Here is an 18364-nt window from a genome sequence, read left to right on the forward strand (position 1 = left end):
ATTAAATAAGCCGGTACGCTATAGCGTCCGGCCCTTGCCTTTTAACTCTATTCTGTATAAGTTTTCTTTCCCTTTACTTTACAAAGGTATACCTTAGTTTCGATAATTTTTCCCATCAAATATTTCTAACATCATCAAAACTCCCGTTTTGTACCCAGAAATATAATCCGAGGCAGATAATATAGAAATTAGGACATCATTTAAATCAGATAGTTCTTCAATTAACTTATAATCTTGTTCTGGCAATCTTGCTTTTAGAGTTTCCATAGAAGCGGATATTTTCTGATGGGTTAGTTCAAGTTCAGGGTTCTTCGGTTTGATTCGTTCACTTGGATACCATTTGCCGTAATATAAATCCTCCAAGATACTCATTTCATCTTCTCCTTCTTGATACAGACTTTGCGTAAATTTCGGATCCGTAGATGCATTTTGTTCCCCAAAAATAAGAATATCCTATTGGAAATATCAATATTGAATTTTAGCGTATATTTCACTAGGAATAATTGAAGGACTATTGGCAAATTTCCACCAAACAAGCACAGACTATTTATTAAATAGAACAAACCAAAAGAAGCCCTACCCCTTAGGATAGAGTTCCTAAAATCATCAAGCCATCTCACATATGAGCATTTTCCGCTACAAAATTGTCTGATCCTATTGTTCGATCGGCATCTTCCGTTCAAGAAACATTTCATCTTGATATCCAATGGGTAGTACATTAATTAATCTAACTCATAGCCTAACGACTTAATCTGCAATGAAACGGTTAAAAGAGCCAATCTAATTCATCTAAAGTAGGCTTTAAAGAATAAGGAACCTCCATAAATGGAGATCCCTTTTTTTTAATAAAATAACATAAATATTCAAAATTTCTCACTTATTAAGCAATTTTTTTGTTACCCAGGTTATAGCTGCATTATTGACATCTTCACCCTGGCCACCGTGGGGAGCTTTAGAGTTAGACATAAAAATATTTTCTACTCCTGCATGGTTAAGAGTATCTCTAAGTCTCAAACTTTGTTGAATAGATACTAAACTGTCACTTCCTCCATGTGCAATAAACATGGGTGGATCATCTGAAGATACATAATTTATAGGACTTGCCAATTCTGCCAACTTTACTTTTTCCCAATAAGGAGAATTGGTTTGTTTTTTATCCCGAATATCTCTCAGGACTGCCACACCTTGTCCTTCTTTATCAAATCCAAGAAGTTTGGCTTCAGCTGCTCGTGGAGAGTCATGTGTTTCGGCTGCCTCCTCAGGAGATTGCAGGGTTGGGTCCATCTCAGGGCCCATGGTAAACATATCTGTTGGACCGTAAAAATCAACTGCAGCCATTACTTTGCTTGAATACTCAAGATTGCCCCCAACATCACCTTCAAGCTCTTTTATATCACTAGTAACAGCGAGTTCGGTAGCCAGATGTCCACCTGCAGAATTTCCTGCTACTGCAATTTTTTCTGGATCAATACCGTATTCCTTGGCATGTGCACGCAGATATCTGATACTGCCCTTAACATCATAAATGGGAGCCGGAAAAATAGCTTCGCCACTTAGCCGATAATCTATGGAAACGAAAGCAATTTTATCTTCTAATACTTTTTTGAAAACTTGATATGCTGAATCTGTAGCCACTTGATCTGTAGCTCTACCTGTCATTTGTGCTGGTCGATTTGGTGGCGCGGCTGTTTCCTTCTTTGCATCTTTAGGCGCATCATCGCCCTGATAGTCCCCTATAGCCCATCCTCCACCATGAATATATACCAAGACAGGAGTTGCTTCGGTTACACCCTCCGGCTTAAAGATGTTCATTTTTAACTCTTTTTTCTTTCCATCGTCATTAGTTACGGTTGCATACACCACATCTTTATAGGTAGGAGCCATACTAATCACATCTGTAGGAGGACTTTCAGCAGCTACGAAACTTTCCTTTTGTGTGGCAAAAGCCAATGTTGCTAAAAGTACGAAGGATACCATTCTTAGTTTTTTATTCATACTCTCTCTCCTCACTTTTTTTCATTCTCGCATTCTATCAGGTTATCTAAAGTTCTTATTAAGAAACTTTGATACAATGCTATTTCTTCCTCGCTAAATCCCTTGTAAAAAATCTCTCCGACTTCATCAATAATCTTTTTGTTCAATTCCACTAATTTTTCATTTCTGTTCACTACTTTAACTATTGTTTTCCGTTTGTCTGTTTGGCAAGGCATAAAACTGATATGTCCTGCTTTTCCCAACTTAGCTAATATACTCGTTAAAGTTGACTTTTGAAGATTGGTAACCCTTGAGATTTCATGTATAGGTATTTCGTCTTTCGTCCAAAGATAAAACAAAATCCTTGCTTGAGTTGCTGTTAAAGTATCAACCTCAGATTCCCTGTGTTTTCTTGAAACTATTCTAGCCAGCAATGCATCTATGGATGCTGATAAAAAAACAGATCTTCCTTTTATAATTCCCATGTGCACCTCCATTTTCTCAAAAAAAGTACCATATCGTACTAATATTATAGTTCGATATGGTACTATTTTCAACCTGTATTTTTTGAATGTTTGCATTCATTATCTCTTGCGATCTGTAGATCACCCCAATTAATAGTAGTAAGTACGGCTCAACAGACATTAGGCATTCACTACAGCGAGGAAAATGTTTTATTGGGATGCATGGATGTTTAACCAGCAGGAAAGTTTGATTTACCTTGATGGGTCTTCTTTGTTTTCTAATCTACATCTTTAAAATTTGAACAGAGATCTCAATTAAATACTCTTCATAACCTCTAACTGAAAGATCATCTAACAAAACATCCTCATAAAAAAATCCCTGTAATTCTATGCTCTTATCTTTAGCATAACTTATTATTCGATCATAAGTGTCACATACGCTTGAGTATCCCTCTGTATGGTACGCGATTAAATATGTTCCTTTTTCTCGCTTGAAATTTGAATAATTTGATTTTTTACTAACTCTAGTAAAAAGATAATCATAATTGAATGTTTCATTTGTTAAGACTCTTTTAGTATCTCTCATCCAGCCTACTGTATGGGAAGCATCAATACTATAAATGTTCAAGTACTTTTCGTGTTTTATCATAGAATCGTAAATGCTTTTATCATTTGTGTAAGGATCAGCCTCTGTTACTACCAAAAACTCCTCCTTTTTTTCCTCAATAATAATATCAGTTGTAACGATCTCAGTTGCTGCTTGGGTAATTCGTTTCTTCTCTGATATTATATTTTTCATTTTTTGCAGTTGTTTAATTTTAGAATTCAGCATTGCCTCTTCTTTCTCAAGTAGGACAATGAGCTCCTGAGGTGACCTTTTATTTAAATACTCTTTTATCTCTTTTAATGGCATTTCTAATTCTTTAAGTATTGAGATCACTTTAAAAACATCCATTTGATTAATTGAATAATATCTATACCCATTTTCAGCTTTAAATTCAGGAGAAAGAATTCCAAGTCGATCATAGTGAAATAAAGTATCCTTGCTAATACCCATCACTTTTGCAAATTGTCCTGACGTTAAATGAGTGTGAACATTATTCTCCATGAATTCCCTCCTTGACTATGGTGTTACACCACACTTTATTATAACCAAGTAACCTTCAAATAGCAGTAGACCATGAGGAGTATCTAATCGAAAGTAATACCTAAATAATTAATCTTGGGAGGATATAAGGAATGAAAGTTCTAGTTACAGGAGCAACAGGAAGTGTGGGGAGTCATATTGTTGAACAACTAGTTGCAAAAGATATAGAAGTAAAGGCATTGTCAAGGAAGGAAAGCAACTTACCTAAAGGAGCACAAGTAGTTCTAGGGGATCTTGATATTCCCGAAACTATAAAAGCACATCTCCATACTATAGATAGCTTGTTTCTGATCACTCAGAGTGAACAAACGGACGAAAAATTTATAAAAAACAAAAGAATTATTCAGATGGCAAAACAAGCTAATGTTGCAAGAATTGTAGCCCTGTTAGATTTTGAAGGGAACCCAATTGAGGACGTTATTAAAAATAGCGGAATGGAATGGACTTTACTAAAGCCAGTGGAATTTATGAAAAATGCACTTTACAGTGGTTGGACAGAATCAATCCAAAAAGAAGGACTTATTCGTACGGCTTTCCCCGATAGTTTAAGCGCTAGAATTCATGAAGCTGATATCGCTGATGTCGCAGTAAAGGCACTAACAGAAGAAGGCCATGATAAGCGGACATATGATTTGACAGGACCAGAAGCATTGTCTCCAAAAAGTATGATTAAACAAATTTCTGTAGTTATAGATAAATACATTGATCTTGTTGAAATTACAGAAGAACAAGTAAAACAAGATTGGAAAAGCAAAGGCTATGACAATGAATTTATTGAATACTTTATTATAGGGATTGGGAAAAACCCTCCTAAAGGAGCCTATACCGTTCTACCGACAGTAGAACAAGTTACAGGCAAGCCAGCCAGAACATTTACTCAATGGGTTAATGAAAACAAGCATTATTTTGTATAACCCCTTATTTTCTTTTACTAATTACCTAACGGAAAACGTTAGCTGAACGAGGAATGGCAAAGAGTAAAACGATACTACATTAGACTGATGATCCAAGTAATAGAAACAGCGGCAGCCATGGACGGAAAAATAAAGTCCTAGACTGCCGCTGTTTTATTGAACTCAGTAAAACCGCACCTGTAATTTCGTTAGCCAAATTTTTTCCATGTTCATAAGGGATAATCGCATCTTCAGTACCGTGAATCACCAGCCTTACCTCCATAAAGTACTTTCAGTTCCTCTTCCTTCATCGTAAAAGTATGTTTTTCTTCAGGAAACCGTTTATTCTTCACATCAGCAGTATAAGCTTGAATGGACTCCAATATAAACGGATTCAGCGAATGGTATTGTTTTACAAACTTAGGAACACGTTCAACACCATAGCCTAAAATATCATGATATACGAGAACCTGGGCATCCACATCCAATCCAGCACCAATTCCAATCACCGGAATCGAAAGGGCTTTGGTTACTTCTTCTGCAAGTTGTCTTGGAACACATTCCAAAAGAAGAGCAAATGCTCCAGCCGCTTCACATTTCTTAGCATCTTCCAGCAATTTTTTAGCGGCTAATGCATCTTTTCCCTGCACCTTATATCCGCCTAAAACTCCAACAGTTTGCGGAGTCAGTCCCAGGTGGGAGCAGACAGGAATTCCTGCTCTTGTCAGGGCGGCGATATGTTCGACGACTTCATCGGCACCTTCCAGCTTCACCGCATGGGCACCGGCATCTTGAACTAATTCCCCAGCATTGATTAATGTATCTCTAACAGACAAATGATAGGTTAAAAACGGCATATCCGTAATGATAAATGTATCCTTCGCTCCTCGTTTAACAGCTTTCGTGTGGTGAATCATGTCTTCGATTGTAACTGGAATTGTTGAATCGTAACCCAGAACCACCATTCCAAGCGAATCACCAACCAATATGACGTCAACGCCCCCTTGTTCTGCAAGCTTTGCAGAAGGATAGTCATAGGCTGTTAACATGACAATCTTTTCATTGTTTTGCTTCATCTTCAACAAATCTGTAGTTTGTTTCAACGTATTCCCTCCTCCTCAATTTAAATGTGACATATATTCAAATGCTGTTGTTCCATATACACTTTTAAAGTGTTTATTTAAATGGGTTAAATCAACAAAACCACATTCTGCTACTGCTGAATAAATATCTCTATTTTTTTCTATTAACTGCTTTGCACGTTCGATCTTGCAGTTAAGAAAGTATTGGTATGGTGAAATTCCAGTATGAGCATTGAATAATCGGATAAACTGAAATTTCGATAAATTAAGCTCTTTACATATCTCGTCAAGTTTAAGTACATGTTCTAAGTTGGTATGAATCATATCCTTCGCTATTCGAATTAACACGTTCTCTTTCTTATTGTCTGTAGAAAGATTGGTTTGAAAAAGGCTATCCGTCAAGGATAAAAGTAATTCGCTACACAAAGCCTCATCTTTTTCGCTTAAGATAGCCTTAGAAAGACTTAATATTTTTTGTTCAAGGCTATAGTCATACACAATTGGCGTTGAAAACCGTACGATATCCTTGTGCTCAATAATCTCTAAAAGCAATTGTGGCTCAATATATAGCATGACATAATCAAGCCCCACCTTATTATGTGCCATTCCGTCATGCGCCTGTTCTGGATTAAAAAGCATCACACCATTTTGATAGGATAACTGTAAGCTGCCATCCAAGGTATACTCTTGAATTCCACGCAATGTTACGCCTATTGCATACTCCATGTGAGAGTGCTTCTTATACTTAAATTCAGAAAGACTTGCTGATAATGCAGTAATACCTGCTGATTTCTTATAGATAAATTTGTCCATTTCAATCACCCCTAACAAGCTTACCTACATCCATATCATTATGGCCGCATAGGCTAAAAATAAGGCCATCATTATATTAACAGTCTTTTTATGCTTCTGTAAAAACTCCTTGAAGATTGCACCGAAAAGAACCCATGTCACAAATGCTAAAAAACCAATAAGCGTTATAGCGACAATACTTATCGTCACCGCAGGTATTGCGATATAGTGGGGCATAATAAAACTAGGAATTACAGTCATTGTAAATAGTACTACCTTTGGATTTAGAAACTGCATAAAGAAGCCTGACATAAAGGTAGCTGATTGGTTTACGGTTGGATTGGATGTATCCATTTTGTAAACTTGATAGGCGAGATAGAACATATAACAGCTTCCGATTATCTGCATAACAATTAAAATTTTCGGTATGATCGTTATAAGCATTGTATTCAATATAGCAGAAATAACAAGTAATAAACCAAAAGCTAGAGTTGCTCCATACGTATATTTCATTGCTTTTTTTGCCCCAAAATTATGGACTGTAGATAGTATAACGATATTAGTTGGACCTGGTGTAAAAGTGGCAATAAAGCAGTAAATTAAAACAGATGTAATATTCATGAGGAAAACTCCTTTAACGTATTCTCATGAAATAATACATCTTAAGATAAATGGCATATAGTATATTATTGCAGGTATTGTACCCTTCGTAGTCACCCTTCTGCTACGCTGTTTGCTATATCAAAATTTCCTTTATCCAAGAGTTGCATCGTCAGTTCCTTGTTGTCCGTAGCTGTCTTCAAAAATTACTTAGCCCGAATCCTCTACCGTTAAAGATGTTTTTAACCTTACCGACAACAAACATAATCATGGATTATTGTGGTATTATTTCGGATTATTGTTAATACTACGTATCTGAGGAGGGTGAAAATGAAGTTACATACCAAATTTTCAAGACAATTATGCCAGAATATCGATCTCATTTGTGACTTCATGGGAAACAGTTCGGATTTTATTGTTCGTGAGATCACGACTGGCCATAAACACGCCGCTCTTTTTTATTTGGATGGAATGACTGACATGCAAAAGGTACAGGACAACGTGATCCGTCCGTTGCATGATCGTGTTTCCTCTGACGAGATCACTTTACCGTTATTGAAAAACGCAATTTTGGACATTGGTGAAGCAAGCTTTACTCAAAACTTTGAAGATGCCTTGGAACAGATCCTCTCAGGTGGTCTTCTCCTACTACTGAACGATACGGATGAAGGATTGGTCATTTCTTTGCCTGGATGGGAAGAACGCAGCATTACGGACTCGAAGACGCAGCCTGTGGTCAGAGGTCCGCAAGAGTCGTTTACAGAAACTTTACGTACGAATACGACTATGGTTCGTCGAAGGGTGAAGGATACAAGAGTACGTCTAACTACCATAAAAGTTGGCGAAAAAACCAAGACCGATATATCGGTCATGTATTTACATGAGGTGGCTGACCTAAAAAAGGTGCAGGACATGATATCCAAGTTAAAGAACATGCATGTAGAAGGCGTGCTTGAAAGCGAATATTTGGAAGAATGTCTCCATGAAGATAAGCAACTCACGATATTTCCGCTCTTTTATAATTCTGATCGCCCAGACTCTATTGCAGCAGGAATTATGGAGGGGAAAATTGCGATATTTGTGGATGGATCTCCCTTCGCCATCCTTGCACCTGCGGTGTTTGCAGATTTCCTTCAATCCGCAGAAGATTATTATCAATCCTTTATTTACAGTAGTATCATTCGAATATTAAGGTACATCTGTCTAGCAATCTGTATGTTGGCTCCGGCCATTTATGTCGCATTAACGACATTCCATCAGGATATGATTCCAACAGTTTTGTTATTAAGCTTATCCGCGCAACGTGAAGGAGTACCGTTTCCAGCATTTATTGAGGCGATGATCATGGAAGTGGTTTTTGAAATTCTGAGGGAGGCAGGTCTTCGTATGCCACGGACGGTCGGTCAAGCCGTTTCTATTGTTGGGTCAATAGTGATCGGCCAGGCAGCTGTAGAAGCAAACATCGTTTCGGCTGTTATGGTCATTGTTGTTGCAATAACTGCCATTTCGAGCTTTGTCATTCCCTCGTACACCTTTGCTATTCCAATCCGGATATTACGTTTCGCTTTCATAGGCATAGCCGCTATGTTTGGTGTGTACGGATTGACTGTTGGTATCCTCATGCTCTTTGTGCATCTGAATGGGCTTCATTCGTTCGGTGTACCGTATTTGAGCCCCTTTGCCAATTACAAATCGTCGGAGCAGAGGGACGCCATATTACGTTTTCCATATAGAACTAAAAAAAAACATCGCAAAAACTAAAGGAGTAGACCATCATGAACTCGTATCGATCCACCATTTTATTACTGTTAATGTGCACCTGGCTAATGGTGTTTCTTACGGGTTGCTGGAACAATAAGGAATTGAGTGCAATTTCCGTCGTGATGGCTATGGGTATTGATGCAGTGGATGACCAATATGAAGTCAGTCTACAAGTGGTTGACCCATCGCAAATGTCTCGGAATTCCCCCATGGAACGGACGCCAACGATCGTTTTTTCCAAACGCGCCGATACCATATTTGAAGCTATTCGAAAATTAACAACGGAATCCTCCCGAAAATTGTATATGTCCCACTTAAAATTTGTAATTTTCGATGAAAAAACAGCAAAAAAAGGAATCAAGGAGCCGCTGGACTTTCTATTCCGTGATCATGAAGTTCGGCCTGATTTCTATTTAGCGGTTGTCAGAGAAAACTCGGCAAAGGAGGCCGTTACTTTTGTAGCTCCAACCGAGATCTTGCCTGCAATGGATATGTATAAGGCATTAAGGCTTTCTGAAAAAGCATGGGCTCCAACTTCCGCCGTCAATGTAAAAGATCTTTTGCAGAAATTTACGGAGGATGGCATTGAACCGGTTCTCACCGGTATTCGACTGACAAACCTAGAAAAAGGTCTAACTATTGATAATGTGACAAAGTCGCCCCAACATGTTAAATATTTTTTCACTGGAATTGGTGTTTTCAAGGGCGACCGACTTATCGATTGGATGGATGATTCACAAAGTAAAGCCTTTACCTATATATCCAACCGTGTTTCCAGCACCGTAGCTTCCATCGATTGTCCGTATTCCAATGGAAAATTTGTTGTTGAAGTAATCCGTTCCAAAGTAAAAATGCGTCCAGAAATAATAGACCATGAGCCGCACATTTCTCTTATTGTGGATACAGAATCCAATGTCGGAACGGTCTCGTGCAAGGCCAACCTTAAGAATGAAGAGACATTTAGAGATCTTCAAAAATCAGCTAAAGAGCATCTGGAACAGTCTTTGAAGGAAGGCATTCGAAATGCACAACACATCGGTTCCGATATATTCGGGTTTGGAGAAGCTTTTCACCGCAAGTTCCCGCGTGAATGGCATAGCTGGAAAGAGGATTGGTCACAAAAATTCCAAACGCTTAAAGTGGATATTCAGCTCAATTATCGTTTGATCCGGTTCGGAGAAATCACCAGTCCAATCGATATGGGACTACACAATCAGGAGTGAATACATATGCTTTATGTGATTCTCGTAAGTTCCATTTTAACATCGCTGTATGAGTTTAAAAAATTCAAGAAGAAACAATATGTGCGTGAAATTGTATTCAGCTCGGTATTGTTGACTATAGGCGTTATATTGATTATCCTACGGATCGCCAACATTGAATTGCCGACTCCACTGACGGGCATTCGAATCCTATTCCAACCAGTAAGCCGGTTACTTATAGAAATGTTATCTTAAGGGGGCATTGGAATGAATTCCAACTTGACCGTTAGACAAGCTATTATGTGGTTTACATTATATCAAATAGGAAGCGCATATCTGGTGCTCCCAGCGGCAATTACTGCTGCCGCTAAACAAGATGCCTGGCTCTCCATCCCAGTCTCCTTAGGTTTCCATCTGTTATTGATACCTTTATATGCCTCCATCGCTAGGCAAATACAGGGGAAATCTTTCGTAGAGCATCTCCGTTGCCTCTTCGGTCCCTTGGGCGGGACGATTAGCATCGTTTTCATTTTTTTCTTTCCCTTTCTTGTGTTCATCATGACGCTTCGAAATCTAGGCGACTTTATCACAATAGATATTATGCCGGAAACTCCCTCCGACGCGATATATTTCATCATGCTTATAGTCATTTATTTCGCCGTTCGATCAGGCCCTGCTGTAATTGGCCGTTGTGCGGAAATCCTGTTTTTTTTCCTTCTGGTTCTATATCTTTTGGTCAGGATTACCCTTCTTCCTGAGACCAACATAAATAATGTGCTCCCTATTTTTGAGTATGGTTTGAACCCTATCGTTCTCGCTTCGTTCAATTTGTTTGCCTTTCCCTACCTTGAAGCAATTCTGTATCTTTTTTTTGCACAGTACATTCCCGATCCAAAGAAGTGGAGAAAGACAGTGATTACATGTGCTTTGATTAGCGGCGGCATGTATTTTTTCATGGTTCTACAAATAATCGCCGTGATGAGTGAAGGTGTTGTATCTAATTTGACGTTTCCTACTTATTTTATTAGCCGAACAATCAGTAACGGGGAGTTTCTTCAACGGTTTGAAATTGTCGTTGCAGTGTTCTGGTTTGTTACCATTTTTTTCCGACTCGCACTGCTTTTATATGTTTCAGCGCAAGGGCTTGCAGATGCTTTTCGTCTTCGAAGTGCTAACTCTCTCTTAGTTCCTCTGATCCTAATCGCAATGGCAATGGTTCATTCTATTTGGCCAAATATGCAATTTTTAATCAAGTTTTTTTCAGTATGGCCTTTTTACGCCATGATTTTCGGTATCGTGTTTCCTATTGTGCTATGGCTGGTGGGTAAGGTAGGCGGCTCGTTGAAATTCCGTAAAAAGTATCACTAAAGTTGCATTGACCGTATGAACATACTGTCCAATTCCAGCCTCTCCACCACGTCCAAAGGACATGGAAAACGCCTATTGGGCTAGGGGACTTGCTCTTGTTGTAATCATTATTGCAATTTAGCAAGAAGTAACTCCAGTTCCTCCCTCTCCAGATGTCTCCATTGCCCACGTTCCAGATGATCCAAGGTAATATTCATAATTCGAATACGTTCCAACTTTAGCACCCTGTAGCCCAAGGCCTTGCACATTCTGCGAATTTGCAAGTTCAGACCCTGCGTCAAAATAATGCGGAACTCGTATTCGCTCGTACGATCAACCTTGCACGGTTTAGTAATGACGTTCAATATTTCAACGCCACGAGACATGGCCTGCGTAAACTCGTTTGTAACAGGTTTGTCTACAGTCACTATATATTCCTTCTCATGACCATGCTCGGAACGCATCATTTGATTGACAATGCTTCCATCGTTGGTTAATAGAATGAGTCCCTCTGACGCTTTATCCAGCCTGCCAATGGCAAAGATACGTGAAGGATAATTGACATAACTAATAATATTGCCAGCCACTTGCTCCGCTGCGGTACAAACAATGCCTATAGGCTTATTCAGAGCCAAATATACAGGTTCAATGGAATTAAGCGGAATAGCTTTTCCATCAATCAGCACGATATCCTGTGGCTCTACTTCTGCGCCCGCTTCACAAACATTTCCATTAATCGTAATTCGTCCTGCTGCAATCAACCTATTGGTTTCCCGACGTGAGCAAAATCCTGTCTCACTTATGTACTTGTTAATTCTCACGATTCACCTGCTTCTGATTATAATATGCGAGTATAAGTAAAATAATTAAAAAAACACCTGATTGTTCTTGCTTAATCAGATGTTCGCCGTTTACGACAACTTATACTTTCCCGGCTTATTTGCTACTGCTGCCGCCGCTTTTATTCCTTGTTGGTTTGGCAGTGCCGCCTTTTGTACCACCTGCCGCTTTGCTTCCCGGTGCGCTTGTAGAAGCGCTTTTTGTCCTTACTGGCTTCGCAGTTTTGTTCCAGCGTGTCCAGCCCTTACTACCTGTACCTCTGCCGGTCCCGCCGCCCTTGCTTTTTCCACCCATATGATCACTCCATTACTAGTCGTTCAGATTTAACTAAGCTATCATACCATTACTTTGATCATAATGCCCATTTGTTTTAAAAAATTGAAGCATAAACTGTGCCAAATAAAGGAGCACATAATCATGTGAAAGCTCACACATGTTATTGTAGGCCGCAAAAAAAGCTTTCTTTTCCCCCACTTAAATGGCTAATTTTCTCTAGAAAAGAAGGATACAGGATGAATAATGACGTAAGCCTGTTTGTGGTTCGTCACGGTATTGGGACTGGTAATGAGCCGGATGCTCCGCTCAGAGTTCCAGAGGGCTTCGAGCAAGCCAAGCAGTTGGCGGATTTTCTACTGCATATGGATGGCTTGCATGTAGACCGTTTGATTTCCAGTCCGTATAAACGAGCTTGGCAGACAGCGGAAATCATTGAAGAACGATTAAACATCAAACTTGATCCACCTGAAGATCGTCTTAGAGAACGAGGGGTGCCCGAAGTTACGGCTGAAGAGTCTGAAAAAATGGTTAACACCCGGGTCACTGCCTTAACGGAAGAATTGCTGGAGAGCGGTCGACACACCTTTCTGTTAGTCACCCATCGCTTGATCATAACACTCCTGCTGCATCATTATGCTCCAGATTTTATTCTGGAGGAAATCACGAATCCGGATCTCTATCTTTTAACTTTTAGTGATGGAAAATGTCAGGCGAAGCATTTGTGGAGTACAGAGTAAACTGTTGTAGTTTAATTCAAAAAAAACTGGGAGGTCATCTAATTATGCAAGGAATGCTCGAAAGAAATCGCATCACCGCTGTTACCAAACCCGACGTATCCAACATGTCTGTTTGTATCGAAAATGTGAAAAAGGCGGTTCTCTCCAATCTACAGGGGCCGGCAGCCCCTACGGATTATCACCAATTGATGGGAAGACTCCATGCGGCAAAAGCCAAACTGCCGAAAATATATCAGGAAACGGTCGCGATTCCGTTTATTAAGGAATTGGACAAGCTTGGGCAACAGGGCTTCACTGAAATTTTGATTCAGGACCCAAGTAGAACTAGAGCTGCCGGACTCATGCTGGATATCGCTCAGAGCATTCTGCAAAACGGAGAAGGCTACAATGCACTTGCGACCGATGCTTTTCAGGAGATTGTGAGTGACCTGTATGACGGTTTTCTTAGCGCAGAAGATCGTGAAGGAATAAAAGAACCGGATCTCAGTATTATTCCAGCACTTGTTAAATGGGGAGAGCCGGAAAATGGCCCGTACACATGGCCCGCTGATGCCACAGCAGTATTTAAAGTGCAAGCAGCGATTGTCAGTCTTCCTCCTGCGCATGCGACAAATGGACTGCTGGCTTGGTCCAGTATCCCTCATGAAGTATGTGGTCATGACATTTTGCATGCTGATCTGGGTCTAATTCAAGAGTTGGCCAATGTCGTTAGAAACAGATTAAACAGCGAAAACATCGGACAAGGACTACCGGACTACTGGGCTTCCCGCATCGATGAAACCGCCTCGGATGTATTGGGTGTCCTTAATCTGGGACCAGCAGCTGCCATTGGCTTAATCGGTTATTTCCGGGGTATGAATGCCGCCTTTTCGGGAAGAGCTCAACTTCGAAATGAAGGACCTACCCGTGATCCACATGCTGCAGATATTTTACGGGGATATTTGGGTGCCTACGCCACTGCACTTTTGGAATTCGACCAAGCTGGAGCATGGGCAGAAGTCATTGAATCGGAAGTCGACAAGGATCTATCAAATATTAAGCTTAACGGCAGAGCCATCGACGCTAATACAGCAAAACGTTCTGCACGAATTGTAGCTGAAGCCATTATGAAGACTAAACTTGCAAGCCTTGAAAATCACAGTCTGGATGAAATCCAAAACTGGAGAAACGAGGATGAGAGCGTCGCCGCACTTTTACGTACCTTGCTGCAAACCACCGGTTCTCTTACCGACGAGCACCGCTCTGGCTTCTACGCCGCGCATGTGGTAGCTGCTGCTGTTACTGAGGGACTTTCCCGGGAAGCGGATCTGCAGGTTATATTTAATCGGATGCTGTCCCTGTTAAAGCTGATGCACGATACCAATCCTGCTTGGGGACCACTTTTCGTACAGCATCCCGGCGATATTTCACGTCATCTGCTCTATCACCCTGCCACTCCAAACCTGATTTCCCTCTAAACAAGCCATAATCAGAACCCGCAAAATAGTTTGCTTAAGGACAAGCAGCCTTTTTGCGGGTTAGTTTAATTCTAATCCCTAAAAAAGACGCTAACATCCCCCTCAACGGCTACACGTTAGAAAGTCCATGAACACTTGGTATTTTTGCTTCTGCACAGGCTAATAATGATAGGTGAGAATTTGCAAGTAAAAAATCAGCCATAAAGGAGTGAAACACATGTCTGTTGATGTTTATCTTAACTTTAATGGAAACTGTCGCGAAGCAGCGGAGTATTACGCAGAGGCATTTGGGACTGAGAAACCACATATCATGACGTTCGGTGAAGCACCACCCAATCCCGATTATCCTCTACCAGAAGAAGCCAAAAATTTGGTCATGCACACGCGGCTTCAAATTGATGGTAGTAATGTCATGTTTTCAGACGTTTTTCCTGGTATGCCTTTCGTAGCCGGAAACAACATCAGCCTCGCCATCGTCAATAAGGACGAAGAGAAAATTCGATCGTACTTTCATAAGTTAAAAGAAGGGGGGACCGTAAACATGGAGCTTCAAGAAACATTCTGGAGCAAATGCTACGGTAGCCTTAAAGATAAGTTTGGAATTGAATGGCAATTGAGTTATGACAATGAAGAATCGCCCAAAGAACTATAAAAAAGACGTTAACCCAGCCATATTTTGCATGGACATGGGTTAGCGTCTTTTCATTATGCATTTAACTGGCTTTCGACAGCAAGTAAAGGAAATAAGGGGTAACCAGTATGGTGATAATAATTCCGGTTGGAATATCAGCTCCAAAACTAATCGTCCGAGTAAGTGTGTCAGCAATCAAAATGACGAGTGCACCAACTAATGCCGTCGTAGGTAGCAATAGCTTATGATTGGGTCCTACTAGCTTGCGTGCTAGATGGGGACTGACCATGCCTACAAAAAAGAAATTTCCGCCAAGTGCCACGCTACCAGAAGCGAGCGCAACGGCAGCAATCGTCAAGCCGATAAACTCCCTTTTAATTGCTACGCCGAGCCCCGATGCTGTCTGATTCCCCAAATTCAACGTATTGAGTGTGTTCGACCTGTAAAAAACGTAAAAGCAAATGATAAGCACCCACGGGAGAAGCACCATAATATAGCTCCAGTCGTCCCCCCACAGGTCTCCAGCCTGCCATCTCAGAGCAAAGTCATACTGTTGCTTGTCTAGCCGGAGTGTCAACATCAGAGATAATGCGCTGTAGCCACTGCCCATAGCGACACCGGTTAAAATTAAGCCTGTAGGCGAGATGTCTCTTCCCCGCCTGAAAGCAAACATAAAAATCAAAAATGCTGCCGTAAGGCCGCCTGCAAAAGCCAGTCCTGGAAGAAGAATAGGCGATAGCAATCCTTCACTAGCGAACAACGTAATATACATAAGTACAAATAACCCTGAGCCTGAGCTGATGCCGAGCGTCCCCGGGCTGGCCATGTCGTTTTTGAGCAAGCTTTGCATAATACAGCCTGATATCCCCATGCCAATACCTACCAATATAGAAAGCACAATACGTGGCAGTCGAAAGTCAAACACGATCAGGTTCTGTTTGCTCGTTCCTTCGCCAATGATGACCTTGAAAACTTCGAGTGGAGAAAGGTTCATTTTCCCAACATTCATACTGAGTACAGCCACTAGCAGCGTCAGCACTACTAACAGTAAAATAATGCTAATCCCCCTGGTATTACGGGACAGTTTCAACTAAACTCCCTCCTCTGCTTGCGCACAAGGTAGAGAAAATAGGGTACGCCCACCAAGGCAAAAATAATGCCAAGAGGTGTTTCGTGAGGGCGATTGATCAGTCGTCCGAGTAAATCTGCCGCCAACAGAAAGACTGCTCCATACAAAGCTGAGGCCGGGATAATATACCGATAATCCGTTCCGACCAGATGGCGCATAATGTGTGGCACGATCAAACCAACGAAGCCAACAGGGCCGACCACAATAACCGATAACCCTGTTAAAATTAATACAATTAAGGTTGAAAACAGCTTAATCCTATTCGCACGAATACCCAAGCCTGATGCCACATCCTCCCCGAAGCTCAAAATCGTAATCGAGGGAGAAAGCGCGATGGCACAGACCAAACCCACTACAAACAGTGGCGCAATAAAAGCTAATTCGCCCCACTTGGCACTGGCTGTACCACCAGCAGACCAGTAATCAAGGGCTTGGCCAATCTCATACTTAATAGCGATAAACGTACTAAACGCACCAAAAAGCATGGAGATGGACATTCCTGCTAACACCAGTCGCTGAGGCGTCATTCCTCGCTTGCCTATAGATGCGATGTAATACGTAATGCCTGTAGTGATTGCTGCACCTAGGCAAGAATACAGCATAGTTTCTCCGTAGGTGCGACCAGGCAAAAAGGCCATACATAACGCAATAGCAAATGTCGAGCCTGAACTTATGCCAATGAGTCCCGAATCCGCTAGTGGATTACGAGTGGTTCCCTGCATAATTGCCCCACACACAGCCAAGCTGCACCCTACTATGATATCTGCCACGGTGCGTGGAAAACGCAAGGTGTGAATAATCTGATGTTCCGTAATGTTGGGATCAAACTGAAATATAGCCCCCCACGCCAGCTTCAAGCTCATTTCCGCAGCACCAAAGGTAATAGATGCTGCGGTAACCACCAGGAGCAGGAACACGCCCATGATCATATAGCCTATAAAATGAAATATTCCTTTTTTATTTGGTTCTTTGTGAGTAGACATCGATTACACCCTTAGTTGGTCAATTATGCAACGTTACTTAGTCTGTTCCAGCAATTTGCTAATAATATAATCTAGCTGCCCCGTCATACTAGCAACGTCCGAATAATAAAACAGTCCTGCATATTTCGCTGGAATTTCGATGATATGTCCGTTTTTAACGGCTGGAATACTGCTCCAGATTTTTGTCTTCGCATATTCGGATTCCTTGCCTTCCTGCTTAAACCAAAGGACATAATCTCCAAAGTATTCAGCAGCTACCTCGTAGGATAAAGAACCTCGACGCTCTCCGGAGCTTTTAACCAATGTGTTGAGCTTTTCCGGTTTGTGAAGTCCAAGATAATTGTAAAGCAACGTTCCTCCACGTGAGCCTGTTTCATAATAAATTCCATAGGAGCCACTGCCCCAGTCCTCGAAAATGCTAAACGTTTTGTCCTTGAATATGTCGGAATTTAGTTTTTCTTTGGCCTGACTCAGCTTGCTTTCAAACAGTGAAATCACTTTGTCTGCTTCTGCTTCATGTCCTGTGGCCTGACCAAGAAATTTCAAACGTTCTAGGGAGGTCATTTTATCCTCAGGTATCACAAGAACAGGCGCAATTTTAGAGAGCTTATCATAATCCTTTGTATCATATGTAATGATGAGATCAGGATCATACTTCATAATTTCCTCAGTTTCCCACTTTTCGATATTGGAGATGTCGTTAAACTTATCGTAAAAAGGCATCGTTTCTTGTTTCCACCCCATGACTGCGGCCGGCTTAATCCCTAGTGTAAATACATCGCCAACATACCAGTTCACGACTACCCGTTGAGGATTAGCGGGCACCTTCACATCTCCTTTTACCGTAGAGACTGTACGCGTATCAGAATCACTGCTTACCTCTTCCTTCGTGGGCGACGCGGGTTTAGCAGATGAATCAGAGGAACTGCCAGCATTCCCACAACCTGAAATAACAAAAATCACTACGAATAGTGCACATAAAATCATGTGAAATTTCTTGTTCATCATATGATGCATGTTGTAAATCTCCTTTGAAATATAGTAAGTGC

At 40.9% G+C, this 18364-nt stretch carries 20 protein-coding genes and 1 pseudogene; 8 read left to right on the forward strand and 13 right to left on the reverse strand.

The features are described 5' to 3' along the window. Positions 1 to 93 precede the first annotated feature (93 nt). The 4 genes from MKX30_RS24800 to MKX30_RS24815 all read right to left on the reverse strand — a co-directional run bounded on the left by MKX30_RS24800 (position 94) and on the right by MKX30_RS24815 (position 3546). Positions 94 to 372, reverse strand: a complete 279-nt coding sequence (locus MKX30_RS24800; RefSeq protein ID WP_023988514.1) for a DUF6809 family protein — start codon at positions 370 to 372, stop codon at positions 94 to 96. A 501-nt stretch (positions 373 to 873) separates the two neighbouring features. Further along, a complete protein-coding gene (locus MKX30_RS24805) occupies positions 874 to 1995 on the reverse strand; it encodes an alpha/beta hydrolase (RefSeq protein ID WP_023988513.1) in 1122 nt (373 codons plus the stop codon). Positions 1996 to 2006: 11 nt separating this feature from the next. Beyond that, entirely contained in the window at positions 2007 to 2459 is a 453-nt protein-coding gene (locus tag MKX30_RS24810) for a MarR family winged helix-turn-helix transcriptional regulator (protein WP_068938743.1), read from the reverse strand. A 262-nt stretch (positions 2460 to 2721) separates the two neighbouring features. Further along, entirely contained in the window at positions 2722 to 3546 is an 825-nt protein-coding gene (locus MKX30_RS24815; RefSeq protein WP_068938738.1) for a MerR family transcriptional regulator, read from the reverse strand. A 131-nt stretch (positions 3547 to 3677) separates the two neighbouring features. Between MKX30_RS24815 and MKX30_RS24820 the strand changes: the two genes are divergently transcribed. Next, positions 3678 to 4499, forward strand: a complete 822-nt coding sequence (locus MKX30_RS24820; RefSeq protein ID WP_068938737.1) for an NAD(P)H-binding protein — start codon at positions 3678 to 3680, stop codon at positions 4497 to 4499. A 160-nt stretch (positions 4500 to 4659) separates the two neighbouring features. Here MKX30_RS24820 and MKX30_RS24825 read toward each other — a convergent pair. From MKX30_RS24825 to MKX30_RS24840, 4 genes and pseudogenes are all read right to left on the reverse strand, one after another. Continuing rightward, positions 4660 to 4749: pseudogene (locus MKX30_RS24825) on the reverse strand (alpha/beta hydrolase); the annotation flags it as partial. Continuing rightward, on the reverse strand, positions 4730 to 5581 hold the full coding sequence (gene panB, locus MKX30_RS24830; protein ID WP_023988508.1) for a 3-methyl-2-oxobutanoate hydroxymethyltransferase: 852 nt from the start codon (positions 5579 to 5581) through the stop codon (positions 4730 to 4732). The gene panB and the pseudogene MKX30_RS24825, both read right to left, overlap by 20 nt. A gap of 15 nt (positions 5582 to 5596) precedes the next feature. Then, positions 5597 to 6373, reverse strand: a complete 777-nt coding sequence (locus MKX30_RS24835) for an AraC family transcriptional regulator (RefSeq protein WP_023988507.1) — start codon at positions 6371 to 6373, stop codon at positions 5597 to 5599. 24 nt (positions 6374 to 6397) lie between these two features. Further along, a complete protein-coding gene (locus MKX30_RS24840; RefSeq protein WP_264453807.1) occupies positions 6398 to 6973 on the reverse strand; it encodes a LysE family translocator in 576 nt (191 codons plus the stop codon). Positions 6974 to 7282: 309 nt separating this feature from the next. Between MKX30_RS24840 and MKX30_RS24845 the strand changes: the two genes are divergently transcribed. The 4 genes from MKX30_RS24845 to MKX30_RS24860 are packed head-to-tail and all read left to right on the forward strand — an operon-like array spanning position 7283 to position 11283. Further along, on the forward strand, positions 7283 to 8713 hold the full coding sequence (locus MKX30_RS24845; RefSeq protein WP_341063778.1) for a spore germination protein: 1431 nt from the start codon (positions 7283 to 7285) through the stop codon (positions 8711 to 8713). Positions 8714 to 8727: 14 nt separating this feature from the next. After that, positions 8728 to 9936, forward strand: a complete 1209-nt coding sequence (locus MKX30_RS24850; protein ID WP_341063780.1) for a Ger(x)C family spore germination protein — start codon at positions 8728 to 8730, stop codon at positions 9934 to 9936. Between the two features lie 6 nt (positions 9937 to 9942). Beyond that, positions 9943 to 10170: a hypothetical protein gene (locus MKX30_RS24855; protein ID WP_023988503.1), complete on the forward strand. Its 228-nt coding sequence runs from the start codon at positions 9943 to 9945 to the stop codon at positions 10168 to 10170. Positions 10171 to 10182: 12 nt separating this feature from the next. Continuing rightward, on the forward strand, positions 10183 to 11283 hold the full coding sequence (locus MKX30_RS24860; RefSeq protein WP_023988502.1) for a GerAB/ArcD/ProY family transporter: 1101 nt from the start codon (positions 10183 to 10185) through the stop codon (positions 11281 to 11283). 107 nt (positions 11284 to 11390) lie between these two features. Here the strand turns inward: MKX30_RS24860 and MKX30_RS24865 are convergent, their stop codons facing one another. Both MKX30_RS24865 and MKX30_RS24870 read right to left on the reverse strand, forming a co-directional pair. Beyond that, positions 11391 to 12083 (reverse strand): pseudouridine synthase, encoded by a 693-nt coding sequence (locus MKX30_RS24865; RefSeq protein WP_023988501.1) that lies wholly within the window; start codon positions 12081 to 12083, stop codon positions 11391 to 11393. 115 nt (positions 12084 to 12198) lie between these two features. Continuing rightward, positions 12199 to 12396: a DUF3934 family protein gene (locus tag MKX30_RS24870; RefSeq protein WP_023988500.1), complete on the reverse strand. Its 198-nt coding sequence runs from the start codon at positions 12394 to 12396 to the stop codon at positions 12199 to 12201. 218 nt (positions 12397 to 12614) lie between these two features. Between MKX30_RS24870 and MKX30_RS24875 the strand changes: the two genes are divergently transcribed. From MKX30_RS24875 to MKX30_RS24885, 3 genes are all read left to right on the forward strand, one after another. Next, a complete protein-coding gene (locus MKX30_RS24875) occupies positions 12615 to 13115 on the forward strand; it encodes a histidine phosphatase family protein (RefSeq protein WP_028541362.1) in 501 nt (166 codons plus the stop codon). 44 nt (positions 13116 to 13159) lie between these two features. Continuing rightward, complete coding sequence (locus MKX30_RS24880) at positions 13160 to 14572, forward strand: hypothetical protein (protein WP_053325381.1); 1413 nt, start codon at positions 13160 to 13162, stop codon at positions 14570 to 14572. Positions 14573 to 14789: 217 nt separating this feature from the next. Then, complete coding sequence (locus tag MKX30_RS24885) at positions 14790 to 15224, forward strand: VOC family protein (protein WP_053325380.1); 435 nt, start codon at positions 14790 to 14792, stop codon at positions 15222 to 15224. Between the two features lie 61 nt (positions 15225 to 15285). Here the strand turns inward: MKX30_RS24885 and MKX30_RS24890 are convergent, their stop codons facing one another. Genes MKX30_RS24890 through MKX30_RS24900 form a run of 3 tightly spaced genes read right to left on the reverse strand, consistent with a single transcriptional unit; the run spans position 15286 to position 18332 of the window. After that, positions 15286 to 16293, reverse strand: a complete 1008-nt coding sequence (locus tag MKX30_RS24890) for a FecCD family ABC transporter permease (protein ID WP_023988496.1) — start codon at positions 16291 to 16293, stop codon at positions 15286 to 15288. Beyond that, the gene (locus MKX30_RS24895) at positions 16290 to 17315 is read right to left on the reverse strand and encodes a FecCD family ABC transporter permease (protein ID WP_025721067.1); all 1026 of its coding nucleotides are present in this window, start codon (positions 17313 to 17315) and stop codon (positions 16290 to 16292) included. The genes MKX30_RS24890 and MKX30_RS24895 overlap by 4 nt, the downstream gene beginning before the upstream one ends. 33 nt (positions 17316 to 17348) lie before the next feature. Continuing rightward, on the reverse strand, positions 17349 to 18332 hold the full coding sequence (locus MKX30_RS24900; RefSeq protein ID WP_341063783.1) for an ABC transporter substrate-binding protein: 984 nt from the start codon (positions 18330 to 18332) through the stop codon (positions 17349 to 17351). Positions 18333 to 18364: the final 32 nt, after the last annotated feature.

Origin of the sequence: Paenibacillus sp. FSL P2-0173, assembly GCF_038008045.1 — a bacterium.
GTDB lineage: Bacteria > Bacillota > Bacilli > Paenibacillales > Paenibacillaceae > Paenibacillus > Paenibacillus polymyxa_B.

Bases quoted from the DNA above. Each gene is read 5' to 3' on its own strand.
- MKX30_RS24845 (WP_341063778.1), top strand. From the start codon at position 7,283: ATGAAGTTACATACCAAATTTTCAAGACAATTATGCCAGAATATCGAT.
- MKX30_RS24895 (WP_025721067.1), bottom strand. From the start codon at position 17,315: ATGTCTACTCACAAAGAACCAAATAAAAAAGGAATATTTCATTTTATA.
- MKX30_RS24900 (WP_341063783.1), bottom strand. From the start codon at position 18,332: ATGCATCATATGATGAACAAGAAATTTCACATGATTTTATGTGCACTA.
- MKX30_RS24835 (WP_023988507.1), bottom strand. From the start codon at position 6,373: ATGGACAAATTTATCTATAAGAAATCAGCAGGTATTACTGCATTATCA.
- MKX30_RS24885 (WP_053325380.1), top strand. From the start codon at position 14,790: ATGTCTGTTGATGTTTATCTTAACTTTAATGGAAACTGTCGCGAAGCA.
- MKX30_RS24875 (WP_028541362.1), top strand. From the start codon at position 12,615: ATGAATAATGACGTAAGCCTGTTTGTGGTTCGTCACGGTATTGGGACT.
- MKX30_RS24880 (WP_053325381.1), top strand. From the start codon at position 13,160: ATGCAAGGAATGCTCGAAAGAAATCGCATCACCGCTGTTACCAAACCC.
- MKX30_RS24805 (WP_023988513.1), bottom strand. From the start codon at position 1,995: ATGAATAAAAAACTAAGAATGGTATCCTTCGTACTTTTAGCAACATTG.
- MKX30_RS24860 (WP_023988502.1), top strand. From the start codon at position 10,183: ATGAATTCCAACTTGACCGTTAGACAAGCTATTATGTGGTTTACATTA.
- MKX30_RS24870 (WP_023988500.1), bottom strand. From the start codon at position 12,396: ATGGGTGGAAAAAGCAAGGGCGGCGGGACCGGCAGAGGTACAGGTAGT.
- MKX30_RS24840 (WP_264453807.1), bottom strand. From the start codon at position 6,973: ATGAATATTACATCTGTTTTAATTTACTGCTTTATTGCCACTTTTACA.
- MKX30_RS24815 (WP_068938738.1), bottom strand. From the start codon at position 3,546: ATGGAGAATAATGTTCACACTCATTTAACGTCAGGACAATTTGCAAAA.
- MKX30_RS24800 (WP_023988514.1), bottom strand. From the start codon at position 372: ATGAGTATCTTGGAGGATTTATATTACGGCAAATGGTATCCAAGTGAA.
- MKX30_RS24850 (WP_341063780.1), top strand. From the start codon at position 8,728: ATGAACTCGTATCGATCCACCATTTTATTACTGTTAATGTGCACCTGG.
- MKX30_RS24820 (WP_068938737.1), top strand. From the start codon at position 3,678: ATGAAAGTTCTAGTTACAGGAGCAACAGGAAGTGTGGGGAGTCATATT.
- MKX30_RS24810 (WP_068938743.1), bottom strand. From the start codon at position 2,459: ATGGGAATTATAAAAGGAAGATCTGTTTTTTTATCAGCATCCATAGAT.
- MKX30_RS24855 (WP_023988503.1), top strand. From the start codon at position 9,943: ATGCTTTATGTGATTCTCGTAAGTTCCATTTTAACATCGCTGTATGAG.